This window comes from Streptomyces sp. NPDC111520, from assembly GCF_055635295.1.
This window is the reverse complement of sequence record NZ_JBVKBW010000011.1, coordinates 112597-125525: the sequence shown is the minus strand read 5'-3', so window position 1 is coordinate 125525 and position 12929 is coordinate 112597. Positions and strand designations below refer to the sequence as shown.

At 74.7% G+C, this 12929-nt stretch carries 12 protein-coding genes; 5 read left to right on the top strand and 7 right to left on the bottom strand.

Annotated elements, in window-relative coordinates; all coding sequences use genetic code 11:
• Positions 1-20 precede the first annotated feature (20 nt).
• Complete coding sequence (locus ACZ7MY_RS26065) at positions 21-2153, bottom strand: SpoIIE family protein phosphatase (protein ID WP_499605274.1); 2133 nt, start codon at positions 2151-2153, stop codon at positions 21-23.
• A 201-nt stretch (positions 2154-2354) separates the two neighbouring features.
• Between ACZ7MY_RS26065 and ACZ7MY_RS26060 the strand changes: the two genes are divergently transcribed.
• Positions 2355-3449, top strand: coding sequence for a TDT family transporter (locus ACZ7MY_RS26060; protein WP_499605272.1), 1095 nt, complete (start codon positions 2355-2357; stop codon positions 3447-3449).
• Positions 3450-3480: 31 nt separating this feature from the next.
• On the opposite strand, the gene ACZ7MY_RS26055 is transcribed toward ACZ7MY_RS26060, so the two are convergent.
• Positions 3481-4338 (bottom strand): alpha/beta fold hydrolase, encoded by an 858-nt coding sequence (locus tag ACZ7MY_RS26055; protein WP_499605271.1) that lies wholly within the window; start codon positions 4336-4338, stop codon positions 3481-3483.
• 121 nt (positions 4339-4459) lie between these two features.
• Positions 4460-5833 carry an FAD-dependent oxidoreductase gene (locus ACZ7MY_RS26050; protein ID WP_499605269.1) on the bottom strand — a complete coding sequence of 458 codons (1374 nt, stop codon included), beginning with the start codon at positions 5831-5833 and terminating at the stop codon, positions 4460-4462.
• Positions 5834-5904: 71 nt separating this feature from the next.
• Between ACZ7MY_RS26050 and ACZ7MY_RS26045 the strand changes: the two genes are divergently transcribed.
• A complete protein-coding gene (locus ACZ7MY_RS26045) occupies positions 5905-6882 on the top strand; it encodes an AraC family transcriptional regulator (protein ID WP_499605267.1) in 978 nt (325 codons plus the stop codon).
• 4 nt (positions 6883-6886) lie between these two features.
• On the opposite strand, the gene ACZ7MY_RS26040 is transcribed toward ACZ7MY_RS26045, so the two are convergent.
• Positions 6887-7210 carry a hypothetical protein gene (locus tag ACZ7MY_RS26040; RefSeq protein WP_499605266.1) on the bottom strand — a complete coding sequence of 108 codons (324 nt, stop codon included), beginning with the start codon at positions 7208-7210 and terminating at the stop codon, positions 6887-6889.
• Positions 7211-7343: 133 nt separating this feature from the next.
• Between ACZ7MY_RS26040 and ACZ7MY_RS26035 the strand changes: the two genes are divergently transcribed.
• The 3 genes from ACZ7MY_RS26035 to tpg are packed head-to-tail and all read left to right on the top strand — an operon-like array spanning position 7344 to position 10364.
• Positions 7344-7700 (top strand): hypothetical protein, encoded by a 357-nt coding sequence (locus ACZ7MY_RS26035; RefSeq protein ID WP_499605264.1) that lies wholly within the window; start codon positions 7344-7346, stop codon positions 7698-7700.
• A gap of 24 nt (positions 7701-7724) precedes the next feature.
• Complete coding sequence (tap, locus tag ACZ7MY_RS26030) at positions 7725-9800, top strand: telomere-associated protein Tap (protein WP_499605262.1); 2076 nt, start codon at positions 7725-7727, stop codon at positions 9798-9800.
• Between the two features lie 15 nt (positions 9801-9815).
• On the top strand, positions 9816-10364 hold the full coding sequence (tpg, locus tag ACZ7MY_RS26025; RefSeq protein WP_499605598.1) for a telomere-protecting terminal protein Tpg: 549 nt from the start codon (positions 9816-9818) through the stop codon (positions 10362-10364).
• A gap of 41 nt (positions 10365-10405) precedes the next feature.
• Here the strand turns inward: tpg and ACZ7MY_RS26020 are convergent, their stop codons facing one another.
• From ACZ7MY_RS26020 to ACZ7MY_RS26010, 3 genes are read right to left on the bottom strand one after another with little or no spacing between them, the layout of a single operon-like run.
• Positions 10406-10840, bottom strand: coding sequence for a hypothetical protein (locus tag ACZ7MY_RS26020; protein WP_499605260.1), 435 nt, complete (start codon positions 10838-10840; stop codon positions 10406-10408).
• A gap of 58 nt (positions 10841-10898) precedes the next feature.
• Positions 10899-11420 carry an ATP-binding protein gene (locus ACZ7MY_RS26015; RefSeq protein ID WP_499605258.1) on the bottom strand — a complete coding sequence of 174 codons (522 nt, stop codon included), beginning with the start codon at positions 11418-11420 and terminating at the stop codon, positions 10899-10901.
• Positions 11421-11431: 11 nt separating this feature from the next.
• The gene (locus ACZ7MY_RS26010; protein ID WP_499605257.1) at positions 11432-12922 is read right to left on the bottom strand and encodes a hypothetical protein; all 1491 of its coding nucleotides are present in this window, start codon (positions 12920-12922) and stop codon (positions 11432-11434) included.
• Positions 12923-12929 lie beyond the last annotated feature (7 nt).

The window sequence follows — 12929 nt, the reverse complement described above, 5'->3', positions numbered from 1 at the left end:
CCGCTCGGTGCCCCCGCCCCTCACTCCGCGGGCCGCGGGCCGACGAGCAGCAGGGCGATGTCGTCCCGGCCCCCCGAGGTCCGCTGCGCCTCCCGCAGGAGTTCGTCGGCGAGGTCGTCCAGCGACCCGACGGGCGCGACGGAGAGCCGCTCGGCGAGTTCCCGCAGCGCCGTCTCCAGATCGGTGCCGGGACGTTCGATCAGCCCGTCGGTGAACAGGGCGAGCACGCTTCCGGGCGGCATCCGCACCTCCGCGGCCCGGTAGTCGGCGGCCACGTCCACCCCGAGCAGGAGCCCCGGCGGCACCTCGAGGATCTCCGTCCGGCCCGACGGGTGGCGCAGCAGCGCCGGCAGGTGGCCGGCGCTCGCCATCAGCGCGCGGTGCCCGGGCACGTCCAGCTGTGCGTACAGGCAACTGGTGAACAGGTCCGTGTCGAAGTCGCTGAACAGGCGGTTGATCCGGGTGAGGACGTCGTCCGGGGACGCGCCGGTGCTCGCGTGGGTGTGCACCGCCGTGCGGATCTGGCCCATCAGCGCCGCCGCGTTGACGCTGTGCCCCTGGACGTCGCCGATCACCGCGGCCGCGGCCCCGGAGCCGTCGAGGCGGATCAGGTCGTAGAAGTCGCCGCCGATGTCCATGCCGCTGGCGGCCGGGAGGTAGCGGGCGGCGACGCGCAGGCCGGGCACCTGCGGCAGGGAGTGCGGCAGCAGCGCGGTCTGGAGGGTGCGCGCGACCTGGCTCTTGGTGTCGTACAGCCGGGCGCGTTCCAGCGCCTGGGCGATCATGCCGGCCAGCGAGGTCAGGGCGGCGCGCTCGTCGGGCGGGAAGGCGCGGGGGAGCGCGAAGGCCAGGACGAGGCAGCCGATCGTGCGGCCCGAGGCGTTGAGCGGGAGGAAGGCCCAGGCGCCCATGCGCGTGTACGGGGTGACGAGGGGGAACGCCTGCCGTATCGCGTCGACGTCGCTGAAGAACATCGGAGTACCCGTGGCGACGGTGCGCGAGCCCGCCGTGTCGACCGTCAGCGACAGGCCCCGGAAGAAGTCCTTGTGGGCCGGCGGGAAGCCGCGGGAGGCGACGTCCTGGAACCGTCCCTCGTCCGTGACCAGCAACGACAGGCCGTCGGCCCCGAGGACGGGCATGATCTGCTCCATGACGGACGCGGCCACGTCCCGGACGCCGACCGCCTCGGTCAGGGACGAGGCGATGTAGAGCAGGTGGTACAGCGCGCCGGCGCGGGTCGGCGCCGTCCCGGAGGGAGTGCTGGGCGGGAGGCGGTTGCCCGCCGGTGCGGGGGCGGGCCGCAGGCGGATGCTGATCCCGGTGGTGTCCGGGTAGAGCCGGAAGGACAGCCAGTCGTCCGGAGGGCGCAGGGCGGTGAAGTCCGCGGGTAGGCGGCTGAACAGGGCGGCCAGGTACGGGTCCTCGTAGGCCGGGTCGATCAGCCAGGGAAGGCACTCCCAGAGGCGGTTGTGCATCAGCCGCTGTTTGTCCTGGCCCAGCAGCTCGGCCGCCTTGCCGTTCAGGAAGGTCACCCGTCCCTCCAGGTCGAGCGCGAGCACCCCCTCGTCCAGGCGCTCGGCCAGCTCCGCCGCGGCCTGGGCCTCGGCGGGCGGCAGGGGTGGCGGAGGGTCAGGCGCGAGCACCCGCGGTACGGGGCCCGGCCGCAGCGGCCGCCCCCGGGCGGCGGCCTGCGTCAGCAGCCCGTTCATCCGCTCGGCGGCGCGGGTGACCGCCGCCCGTTCGTCCGGGGAGAGGCGGTCGGGGCGCGTGTCGGGCCACAGCAGTTGCAGCACGCCCGACACGGTGGTGCCGGTGAGCAGCGGGACGACGTACATCGCCACCCGGTAGGGCAGGGCGAAGGCGGTCCGTGGGAACCGGCGGGCCAGTTCGTCGTGCCCGTGCACCCAGACCGGGTGACCGTCACGCGCCACCGTGGAGACGGGGGCCGGGGTGGCCAGCGCCAGCCGCGACCACGGCCGCACCACACCGGCGGACAGGCCCGTCACCACCGCCAGCCGCAACGCCTGGGCGTGCGGCACCAGCAAGAAGACGCCGGCGGCATGGGACCCGGTGGTTCTCGCCACCTCCGCCAGAGCCTGGTCGAGTGCGGCCTCCTCCTGCGGCGCGGCGCCTGGCGCTGCGCTCCCGCCCATCACCCACCGGCCCCGCGCGGTGCCCAACGGGCCGGTCGCCGCCGGGGAACGCCGTTCCGTCCGGGGCGGGGCGCTCCCATATGTGGACCATAGTCCCCGCCGACACGTGGGGGCATCTCGGCCGGGCACGGCCCCGGCCGGTGCCGGAGCGGCGGCGTCTGGTTTAAAATTGAAACCACCCAACCGGAGGAGAACCCCCGCATGCAGTCGGCCGCACCGGACGCACCCGTGACCGTCGCGCTCCCGGAAGCGTTCCCGGGCACCCCCTCGGAGGTCCCGGCGGAGGCCCCTTCGGTCACGTCGTCGCGGCGCGCGCACGCCGCCGGCGGCAACGGCGGAGCCGCCCGGCGGGCGACCCGCATCGGGCTGATGTCGGTGTCCCTCGGCACGGCGGGGCTCGGCGGGCTCTGGCAGTCGGCGGCGGCCACGGTGTCCGCGCCGATCGGGGTCAGCGACGTCCTGTTCGTGGTCAGCGGCCTGGTGTGGGTGGTGCTGCTGGCGCAGTACCTGCGGCACGGCGGAACCCGCCGGCGCAACGTCCTGGACGATCTCCACCACCCCCGTCAGGGCTTCGCCCTCGCGTACGTCCCGATCATCGGCATGCTCGCCACCGGCCACTTCGCCCGCTTCGGCGTCGAGGCCGCCCGCTGGCCCTACGCGCTGTTCGCCCTCGCCTCCGCCGTGATCGCCGCCCGGCTGCTCGCCCACTGGGTGACGGGCGGCCTCGGTTCCGCGCCGCTCCACCCCGGCTACCTGCTGCCGGTGGTCTCCGGGCCCTTCATCGCCGCCACCACCGGCTCCGCGGTCCGGCTCCCGGCCGCGGCCGAGGCCGCCTTCGCGGTCGGGGTCGTGTACTGGCTCGCCTTCGGTGCCGTCGTCCTCGGCGGCCTCGTCACGAACGGCCTGCCCGCTCCCGCCCGTCCTACGCTGACCGTCCTCACGATCCCGCCCGCCGTGGGCGGCCTCGCCTGGACCGCCGCACACGGCGGACGGGTCGACGCCGTGGGCCAGGGCTTCGCCGGGCTGGTGCTCTTCACCGTCCTGATCGTGCTCTTCCTGGTGCCGCACGTCCGCCAGGACGGTTTCCACCTCGGCTACTGGGTCTTCTCCTTCCCGGCCGCCGCCAGCGGCAACTTCCTCGTGCGCTGGCTGCACGGCGCCGCCGTCCCGGGCGGGCGGGTGCTGGCCTGGCTGATCGTCGCCCTGGTCAGCGCGGCGTTCCTCGCCCTCTGCACGGCGACCGTCCGCTACGCCGTCCGCGCCGCCGGCCGGCACCGGGCGGTCGCCGAGGCGTAGCCGCGGCCGAAGGCGCCGGGTCCGTCGGACCTCAGGTGAAGGGCGGCTCGCTGTCCAGGAAGCGTGCGACGTGGGCGCAGAAGAGCCGGGGGTACTGGAACAGCGCCCCGTGGCCCGAGTCCGGGTAGATGACGAGCTGCGCGTGCGGGATGGTCCGCGCGAGGATCCATGAGTTGACGGTCGGGACCATGATGTCGTCGCTGCCGTTGACCACGAGCGTGGGCTGCGTGACGCGTCGCAGCTCCGAGAACCGCTCGCCCCGCGGGGTGTTCCAGTCCGCCCGTACCGCCTGCTGTGCCCGTACGCTCTCCGGTCCCGACTCGGCGTCGGCGTCCACGGTCCGTTCGTGACGGCGCGTCCAGAACTCCCGGCCCGCCCGCCGGCCGCCGGGGGAGTCGTCGAAGAAGAGGTACAGGTAGTCCTCCTCCGTCAGGACCTCGTGGGCGGCCACCTCCGCGACGCGTTCGCCGACGCCCGCCGTCTCACCCGCGCGCGGCTTCGTCCCGGCCAGGACCAGGCGGCGCACCAGTTCGGGACGGGCCAGGACGAGCGCCTGGGCCACGTAGCCGCCCAGCGAGAAGCCCAGCAGGTCGACGCATGTGACGTCCAGGGCCCGCAGGAAGGCCGCGGTGTTCGTGGCGAAGCCCTCCGCCGATTCCGGCGTCCGGCCGCCGGAGTTCCCCACCCCGGCGTTGTCGAAGAGGATCACCGGCCGGTCCGCGGCGAGACCGTCCGTGACGAGCGGGTCCCAGTGGTCCATGCCCGCGCGGAAGTGCGGCAGCATCAGCAGAGGCGTGCCGCTCCCGGCGCCGAACCGGCGGTGGGCGTACCGCTCCCCGTCCACCTCGACGTACCGGGTCGGTGCCGTGGTGTGCACGAACGAAGGCATGACGCCCTCCCGTGGTCGGTGGGCCCCGCTGCCGCCGGTGCGGTGACCGCGTCCTGCCGACATTGTCCGGCAATGAGCGGTTCGCCTCAAAAGACGCCGGCGACGGCGGGGCCCCACCGGCTCACCTGACGGTGGCCAGCACCTCGTTGAAGGCCTCGGTCGAGCTCGGGTGCGTGTAGATCGCGTCGCGCAGCTCGGTCGCCGTGACCCCGTGCCGTATAGCCAGCGCGACGGTGTTGATCAGCTCCTGGGAGTCCACGCTGAACAGGGCCGCGCCGAGCACCCGGTCCGTCGCCGCGTCCAGGACGAACTTCATCACCCCCCGCGTCTCCCCGACGATCTTCGCCCGGGGCATCGCGGCGATCTCGGCGACCGCCTTCTCGGCGATCGCGACCGCGTAGCCCTGCTCGCGCGCCTGCTGCTCCGTGAGCCCGACGCGGGACAGCGGGGGCGTGGTGAAGAGGGTGTACGGCACGGCCTCGCGGTCCCGGGTGGTGCGCGTGCCGGCGCCGGCCAGCTGGTCGTGGACGATCCGGCTGTCGTCGAGCGAGATGTAGGTGAACTGGGGCCCGCCGTTGACGTCACCGACGGCGAAGACGTGCGGCTGGCTGGAGCGCAGGTACTCGTCCACGGCGACGGCACCCGACGCCGTGGTCAGGATGCCGGCCTCCTCGAGGCCGAGCCCCGCGGTGGCGGGCCTGCGCCCGGCCGCGACCAGCACGGCGTCGACGTCGGCCGTCCGTTCCTGCCCGTCGACGCGGTAGTGCACGGTGGCGTGGTCCGCCGCGTCCGTGACGCCCGTGACCGTCGCCCCCGTCACGATGGTGACGCCCTCATCGGTCAGGACGGACGCCACGGCGCCCGCGACGTCCTCGTCCTCACGCGGCAGCACGCGCGCACCCGCTTCCAGGACGGTCACCTCGGTGCCGAACGCGCGGTACATCCCGGCGAACTCCAGTCCCAGGTAGCCCGCGCCGAGGATCAGCATGCGGGCCGGACGCCGCGGGTCGCGCACCAGGTCGGTGCTGGTCCTGGTGTACGCGCTGGTGCGCAGCCCCGGGACGTCGGGGACGACCGGCTCGGCGCCGGTGTTGACGACGACGGTGTCCGCGGTGACGAGCAGCCGGTCGGCGCCGGCGCTGACCTCTACCGTCTTCGCGTCCACGAACCGGGCCCGGCCCGTGACGACCGTGACGGAGTCGACGGTGTCGAGCATCTCGAAGTTCTTCGCGCGGAGGGCGTCCGTCAGCCGGGTCGTGCTGTGCACGGCGTCACGGAAGCCCTCCTCCGGCGGATCGTCCGGGCGGCGCTCGCCGGCCCGGTGGATCAGTGCCTTGGTCGGTACGCACCCCACGTTGATGCAGGTGCCGCCGTACATCGAGTCCGACTGCTCGACGATCGCGACGCGCCGGCCGAGACGGCCCATCCGCCCCGCCAGGGTCTTGCCGCCCTTGCCGAATCCGATCACGAGGAGATCGACATGCATGTTTTCCATGGCGACCACCTTGCCGCCCGCCGGTCGAGATGCCAAGATCAGTGAGTACCGATTTCTATCGAGAAAGTCTCATGGACACCCTGAGTCGCGTGGTCCACCTCGCCCGGTTGCGGGGCAGCGTCGACATCCGCTGCCTGATCGCCGGGAGCCACACCATGGACAACCCCGCGGGCGGCACCGGCAGCTCCCCCTTCCACCTGCTGCTGGAAGGGGAGTGCACCCTCGAACTGCCCGACCGGAGCATCGACCTGCGGGCGGGCGACATGGTGCTCCTGCCGCGCGGCACGGCGCACAGCGTCCACACGCACGGCCCCGGCCCGGCCACCTCCGTCGAGCACCGCGACGTCGGCCCGTACGCCCTGCTGAGCGGGACCGGACCGGTCGGCGACGTGGTGCCCGTCGACCTCTTCTGCGGCCACTACACGTGGGAGCGGGGCGCGGGCCAGGTGCTCATGGGCATGCTGCCCGAGGTGCTGCACGTGCCGCTCGGCGCCGGGCCGGGCAGCCCCCTGGCGCTGCTCAGCGCCTTCATGCGCGACGAGGCCCGCACGGCGGGGCCGGGCACCGAGGCCGTCCTCGACTCCCTCTGCGACGTGCTGCTGACGCTGGCCCTGCGCGGGGTGTCCGGCGTGGGCCGGGTGGCGTGGCTCGCCTCCACCCGCGGCGTCGTACGGACCGTCACCGACGCCGTCCTGCGCGACCCCGCCCACGACTGGGGCATCGAGAAGTTCGCCGCGCTCAACTCCATGTCGCGGGCCACCTTCATCCGGCACTTCGGCCGGGAGACCGGGATGAACGCCGGGGAGTTCCTGATGCGGCTGCGCATGCTCCTCGCCGCGGAACTCCTCACGGAGACCGAGCAACCGGTCTCCGCCGTCGCCGCCTCCGTGGGCTACGCCTCCGAGTCCGCCTTCGGCCGCTCCTTCCGGCTCGCGGCGGGCGACACCCCCGCCCGGCTCCGCCGGGCGGCCCGCCAGGGCGTACCCGGCGAAGGCGTCTCCGTCCTGCGTTTGCGCGACGCCGACGGCGGGGCGGCGCAGGGGCCGTGACCGGTCAGCGGCGGCGCCGCAGGCGGCGGGCCCACCCGCGCGGGCCCCGCGCGGAGCGGGTGGCCGGGCGGGCCGCGAGGGTCGCCCGGGCAGGGCGCCACGGGTCGTCCGGCGACTCCACGGGCAGCTTGCGTGCGGCCTGGGTGCGGATCTCCTGGTGCGCCTCGTAGGACGTGACGCGGAACGCCTCCTCGTAGGAGGCGAGCGCGGCGGTCACCGCGTGCCCGGCGACTCCGCGGCGCCGGATCACCTGCGCGAGCCAGGCGAACGCGCCCATGACCACGGCCAGTACGGCGGCGAGGGCCAGGCAGCCCAGGAGGTCGTCCACGGGCCACAGCCTACGTCGGCCGCCCTCACCGGCGCGTCGGTCACGGCCGGTTGTTTTATCGGCCGATAAAGTGCGTCGAAGCCGGGAAGGAACGGGCCGGCGGGCGGACGGACACGCGGAAGGAGGACCGGGGATGCTGGCGGTGGACGTACGGCAGGCGCTGCGCGACGGGCGTACCGTCGAGGAGAGCGCGGCCCGGGCGTGGCGCTTCTCGGCCCGGACGGTCGCCCAGCACGGGGACTTCCTGCTGGCGTTCGTCGACGGCGGGGTCTGCGTGGGCGCGTTCGAGATCCGCGGCAGCCGCTCCGACGACCGGAGCGGGGGCAGGTACGTCTTCGACCTGGCACCCGCACGGCGCTTCCGCTGGGCCCTCGGCCGCAGGCTGCCCCTGCCCCCGGGGCGCAACCCGGCCCGTATCCTCACGGGGCAGCACCTGCGCGAGTTCCTCGACGCGGAACCCCACCGCGCCGCCGGAACCGGCCGGGACTGAAGCAGCGAAGGAGCCCACCGCCGCATGGCCAGCACGTCCGATCCCGTCGACGCCCTCCTGAAGTCGGGGCCGCGGCGGACCCGCCTGCCCGAGCCCGCCGAACGCGCCCGGCTGCGCACCGAGTACGGCCTGACCCAGGCCGAGGTCGCCGAGGCGCTGGACGTGACCCGGACCACCGTGGCCGGGTGGGAGGCCGGCCGCAGCGAACCGCAGGGTGCCACTCGTGCGGCGTACGCCAAGCTGCTGGACGGCATCGCCGCGCAACTCGGGGCCCCGGAACCTGCCCCGGTTTCGGCTCCCGGCCCCGCGCCTGCGCCCTCCCCAGCGCCCGTGCCGGACCCCGCCCCTGCCCCCGCGCCCGTGCAGGCTCCCGCGCCCGTGCGGCCGGCGCCGGCCCGCGCCCGCAGGGAAGCGGCGCCCGAACCCGCCGCGCCGGATCCGCGTTTCGCCCACGGCCCGCTCGCCGTGCTGGACGGCGACGGCACCGCCCACTGCGCGGGCGGCCTCCTGCTGCCGTGCCCGGCGACCGACCTCCCGTCGCTCGTCACCTGGACGCTCGCCGAGGCGAAGCTCGGCGCGCCGCGGCTGCACCGCAACGGCAAGGACGCCGACCCGCTGGTCGTCCTGACGGCCCAGGCCGCCGAACGCCTCGGCCTGCCCGCCGTCCTGGAGGACCGCCGGGCCCTGCGCCTGCCCGCCGACCACAAGGTCGTCCGCCAGATCACCCGGTCCAAATGGCAGCTCACCCGCCGCGGATTCGGCCCCTGGGCCCGCGTCTACCGCCCGGCGCAGGACGGCACGCGCCAGTGCGTGCAGTTCGCCGTCCTCCCCTGGGGCGCCCTCGACAGCCGCTCCTGGGGCGACGCGGAACACCTGCCGCCCCCCGAACTGGCACAGCTGCTCACGGACTACGCGCACCGCGTCATCACCCCCAGGGGCTCCACCGCCGTGAGCGGCCTGGAGCTCATGACGGCCCTGCGCCCGCCGACCCGGGCCGTCAGGGACCAGTCCACCGGCGCCTGGGTCTCCGGACGGAACCCCGGCGCGCTGGCGGAGCCCGTCGACCCGGCACCCCCCGAGGCCCCCGACGAACACCCGGTCGTCGCCTCGCGGTTCGCGCGCGGGTACCGCCGCACCCCGGAGGAGGTCCTCGACGAGGAGGCCTTCGAGTGGATCCGGGACCCGCAACTGCTCACCGACGACGAGTGCGCCCGGAAGTACGCGGTCGGGATCGACGTCAACATGGCGTTCGCCGCGGCCGCGAACCGGCTGAACGTCGGCCTGGGCGCCGCCGTCCACGTACCCGCCCCGGCGTTCGACACGTCGCTGCCCGGCTCCTGGCTCGTCGACCTCTCGCACATCGACGTCGACCCGCGGCTGCCGAACCCGTTCACCCCGGCCGGCACCCGCCCCGAGGGCCCGGCCTGGTACGCCACCCCGACCGTGGCCTACGCCGTCGAACTCGGGCACGAGGTGCGTCCGGCCGAGGCGTACGTCCGCCCCGAACACGGCGCCTACCTCGACGCCTGGTACGGCCGGCTGCGCGACGCCTACCTGGCCACGATGGCCGAACTCGGCGTCGTCGCCGGCATGCCGGAGGCCGACTTCCTCGCCGCGATGGAACACCACAAGGAGACCGATCCGACCCGCGCCGCCCTCCTCTCGGCCGTCAAGGCCACCGTCAAGGGCGGCATCGGCAAGCTCCGCGAGCGCCCCCAGGGCGCCGGTTACCGTCCGGGGGAGCGCTGGCCCGCCCTCGACCGGCCCACGTGGCGTCCCGACATCCGCGCCGCCGTCATCGCGACCGCGCGCGTCAACATGCACCGCAAGATGGTGCGGTTCGCCGCCGCGGGCCTCTTCCCGGTCGCCGTGCTGTCCGACTGCGCCGTGTACCTGTCCGACGGCCCGGGACCGCTGGACTTCCTGCCGCGCACACCGGAGGACAAGCCGCTGCCGGGCGGTTTCCGCCTCGGCGTCTCACCCGGCATGGTCAAGCACGAGGGCACCCAGTCCCTGATGTGGGCCGTGGAACTGCTCGAGGACGGCCACAACCCCGCCCGCCACATCAAGGGCGGCGACGCCGCACTCGACGGAGAGTAGGAGAGCCCGGTGGGCATGCTCGGCGACGGCCTCGACAAGGCCACGGCGAAGACCCTCACGCGGCCCGTGCCCAAGTCGGCGCAGGCCCAGATGCGTTTCCTGGTCAAGCAGGAGAAGGGCACCAGGGCCGTGGCCGCGCTGCTCGGCGTCTCGCAGCGCACCGTCGAGCGCTACCTGACCGGCCAGATCAAACGACCGCGCAAGGACCTCGCCGCCCGCCTCGAGGCGGAGGTCCGCAGGCGGTGGCAGCCCCGCGTCCGCGAGCGCGCGCGGCAGCGGGCGGCCACCACCGGCGGCATCGTCATCGAGACCCGCGCCCGCTTCGGCTTCACGGCCGCCCCGGGCTCCACCGACGACGCCCGCATCCGCCTCGTCACCCAGGCCCTGCCCCCCGACTACGCCGCCCGCCTCTTCGACGCCCAGTCCGCGGGTGCCGGCGAGGACCGGCTGCGCGCCATCGCGGCCGAGGGCCTCCAGGAGATCTACTTCAAGGACCGCGGCCGCCGCGCCCAGGGCCTGCAGGTCGACTTCACCGACATCGACTACGTCGAGTTCGAGTTCTGAGCCGCACCGGCGGGGCCGGGCGTGCGGCGGGGCCGGGCGAATCAGGGTGCGGCCCCTCCGACGTCACTGACCCACACGGGGACGGGCGCCGCCTCCGGCCGGCCGGTCGTGCCCGGATCCTCGTCGCGCAGGAAGCCCTCGACCACACGACCGAGATCGCGGGTGGGCGCGTAGTGGCTGCCGAACGGCAGCTCGTCCGCGGCCACCGACCCGGTCGAGCACCGCAACTGGCCGGCCTGCTCGTCATGCCAGACGTAGAACGTCGCCACCCCGGCGTAACCTGTCGCGCGGATACGGCGCCGCACACGGCCGGCGACGCGCTCGAAGGCGGCGACCACTTCGGACACGGACAGCGACCGCCGGTCCGCCTCCTCCGCGCCCAGCCACCAGGTGTTCGCCTCCCACTCCGCACGCCGGTCGGCCGGCTCCAGCACCAACGGCTCGTGCGCGATCTCCGAGATCGCTGTCAACAGCACTCCGGCAGTATCCGGCACGCCCTGCCACGAGTGCCGGTGGCTCGACTTCCTCGTCGACTCAGTTGCCGACGGACTCCGCGATCCGCCGGGCTGCCTGGGCGGGCGTCAGGTGCGTGGTGTCGACGACCTCGGCCGCGCTGTGCAGCCAGGTACGGGCCGCCTCGGCGTAGGGCTCGAGGTACTCGCGGCGGAAGGAGGAGGGACCGAGCACGGTGTCGCCCTCGATGCGCGCGCTGAGGGTCTCCTGGTCGGCGTGGAGGACGAAGTGCCGTACCGGGATGGCATGGTCGGCGAGCCCGGCGCTGATCTCGCGCCAGTACTCCTCGACCAGGACCGTCATGGGCATCACCAAGGTGCCCCCCGCGTAGTCGAGCACCCGGCGGGCGGTCTCGACGACGAGCGGCCGCCATGGCGGCCAGTGCTGGAAGTTGCCCATCTCGGGCAGTCCCGGCGTGATGTCCATGAGCGTCTCGCCGACCTTCTCGGCGTCGAACACGCGTGAATCCGGGATGAGCCGCTGCACGAGCGCGCTGGTCGTCGTCTTGCCCGCGCCGTGGGTTCCGTTGAGCCATACGATCATGGACCCCGAGGCTAGCGCCGTGCGGCCGGCGGGGACAGGTGCACCAGGCGCGTCATCTCCGCCACCGGCAGCGACGGGTTGGCGGCCGCGGCGCCGGCCACCTGCCAGTCGTCGTCCGCGAGCAGTTCGGCGATCACCGCGGGTGGCAGCGCCGGATGGCCGGCGGCGATGAGCCGTGCCCGGCGGTCGTCCAGGCAGGCGACCAGCGCCGCGGCCGTCGCCTGCGGGTGCCGGGCGATCTCGCGCAGTGCCTTGCGTGCCGGGGGCCGCCGGCGGGCCAGCCGCTCCAGCAGGGCCGCGGTCGCGCCGGGGTTCGCCGCCACGGCGGCGGCGACGCGCACGCCGTGCCGGTCGACCATCGCCGCCAACCGGTCCTCGGTCAGGCCCGGATGGGACGCGACGGCGGCCAGCACCTTGGCGTCGCGGTCGCGGGCCAGCGCGTCGCGGATGCCGTCCGGCAGATCGCTGCGCCGGGCCGCGAGCATCCGTACGGCGGGGTCCGGCGAGGCGGCCAACTCCGCGAGCTCGGCGGGGGAGGCGGAGGCGACGCGCGGCAGCGGGACGGAACCGGTCCGCACGCCGGCGGCGAGGCGGCACAGGACGTCCAGCGGGACGGCCGGGTTGTGCGCCGTCCGTTGCCGGACGCCATCGTCGTCGTCCGCGGCCAGTGTGCGGATCAGTGCATCGCCGATCGCCGGGTTGTCCGCGAGCCGCGCCCTGATCCGGGGGTCGGTGTCGGCGGCGAGCCGCGTGTACGCCTGCGGCGGCAGGCCGGTCCGGGCCGCCAGTTCCCGGCGCAGCAGCCAGGAGGGGTGGCCGGCGAAGGCCGCGGCGGCCGCCGCGGGCGTGGCCGGGTTGCCCAGTGCGGCGTACCGCATCGCGTGGACGGTGGACTCGTGCGCTCCCTCGCAGTGTTCCCAGGGCGGGACCGGCTCGCCCTCGCACGCCCGGCAGGACCGGGCCGGCGGCAGCGCGTCACCGTCGAGGAGGGCCGCCAGCACCTCCGGTGGGGTCGCCTGGTTGACCGCGACCGCGCGGCGCACCCCCGCGTGCGGATGCTCCGCCAGGCGGCCGAGCAGCCCGGATGTCGTCCGGAGCGCGAGTTCCGCGACCACCCGGACCTCCGGGTCGGCCGCGAGGGTACATGCGACGTCCTCCGGCAGATCGGGGCACTCGGCCAGCTTCTCCCGGTGCTCGACGGACCTTGCGCGGGCGAGCAGACGCGTCCACTCCGGTGGTCCCGCGCGCTCGCCGAGCAGGGCGAGCGCGACGAGCGGTTGGGTGACGGGATCGACGTCGGCAGGGGCAAGACGTCCCGCGTACGCCAGGTGCAGCGCCGCCTCCTCGTCGCGGGCGGCGAGCACCGCCACCTGCGCCGGGGTGAGGTCGGGCCGGCCGGCGAGCGCATCGGCGAGTTCACCGCCCGCGGTCGCGATCAGCCGGTCGACCAACTCGCGCGGCAGCGAAGGGTTGCCGGCCAGGTCGTGCAGGACGTGACTCATGGGCGAC

Excerpts from the sequence above, each read along its gene's own strand:
- ACZ7MY_RS26065 (WP_499605274.1), bottom strand. The coding sequence starts at position 2,153 with ATGGGCGGGAGCGCAGCGCCAGGCGCCGCGCCGCAGGAGGAGGCCGCA.
- ACZ7MY_RS26060 (WP_499605272.1), top strand. The coding sequence starts at position 2,355 with ATGCAGTCGGCCGCACCGGACGCACCCGTGACCGTCGCGCTCCCGGAA.
- ACZ7MY_RS26055 (WP_499605271.1), bottom strand. The coding sequence starts at position 4,338 with ATGCCTTCGTTCGTGCACACCACGGCACCGACCCGGTACGTCGAGGTG.
- ACZ7MY_RS26050 (WP_499605269.1), bottom strand. The coding sequence starts at position 5,833 with ATGGAAAACATGCATGTCGATCTCCTCGTGATCGGATTCGGCAAGGGC.
- ACZ7MY_RS26045 (WP_499605267.1), top strand. The coding sequence starts at position 5,905 with ATGGACACCCTGAGTCGCGTGGTCCACCTCGCCCGGTTGCGGGGCAGC.
- ACZ7MY_RS26035 (WP_499605264.1), top strand. The coding sequence starts at position 7,344 with ATGCTGGCGGTGGACGTACGGCAGGCGCTGCGCGACGGGCGTACCGTC.
- tap (WP_499605262.1), top strand. The coding sequence starts at position 7,725 with ATGGCCAGCACGTCCGATCCCGTCGACGCCCTCCTGAAGTCGGGGCCG.
- tpg (WP_499605598.1), top strand. The coding sequence starts at position 9,816 with ATGCTCGGCGACGGCCTCGACAAGGCCACGGCGAAGACCCTCACGCGG.
- ACZ7MY_RS26015 (WP_499605258.1), bottom strand. The coding sequence starts at position 11,420 with ATGATCGTATGGCTCAACGGAACCCACGGCGCGGGCAAGACGACGACC.
- ACZ7MY_RS26010 (WP_499605257.1), bottom strand. The coding sequence starts at position 12,922 with ATGAGTCACGTCCTGCACGACCTGGCCGGCAACCCTTCGCTGCCGCGC.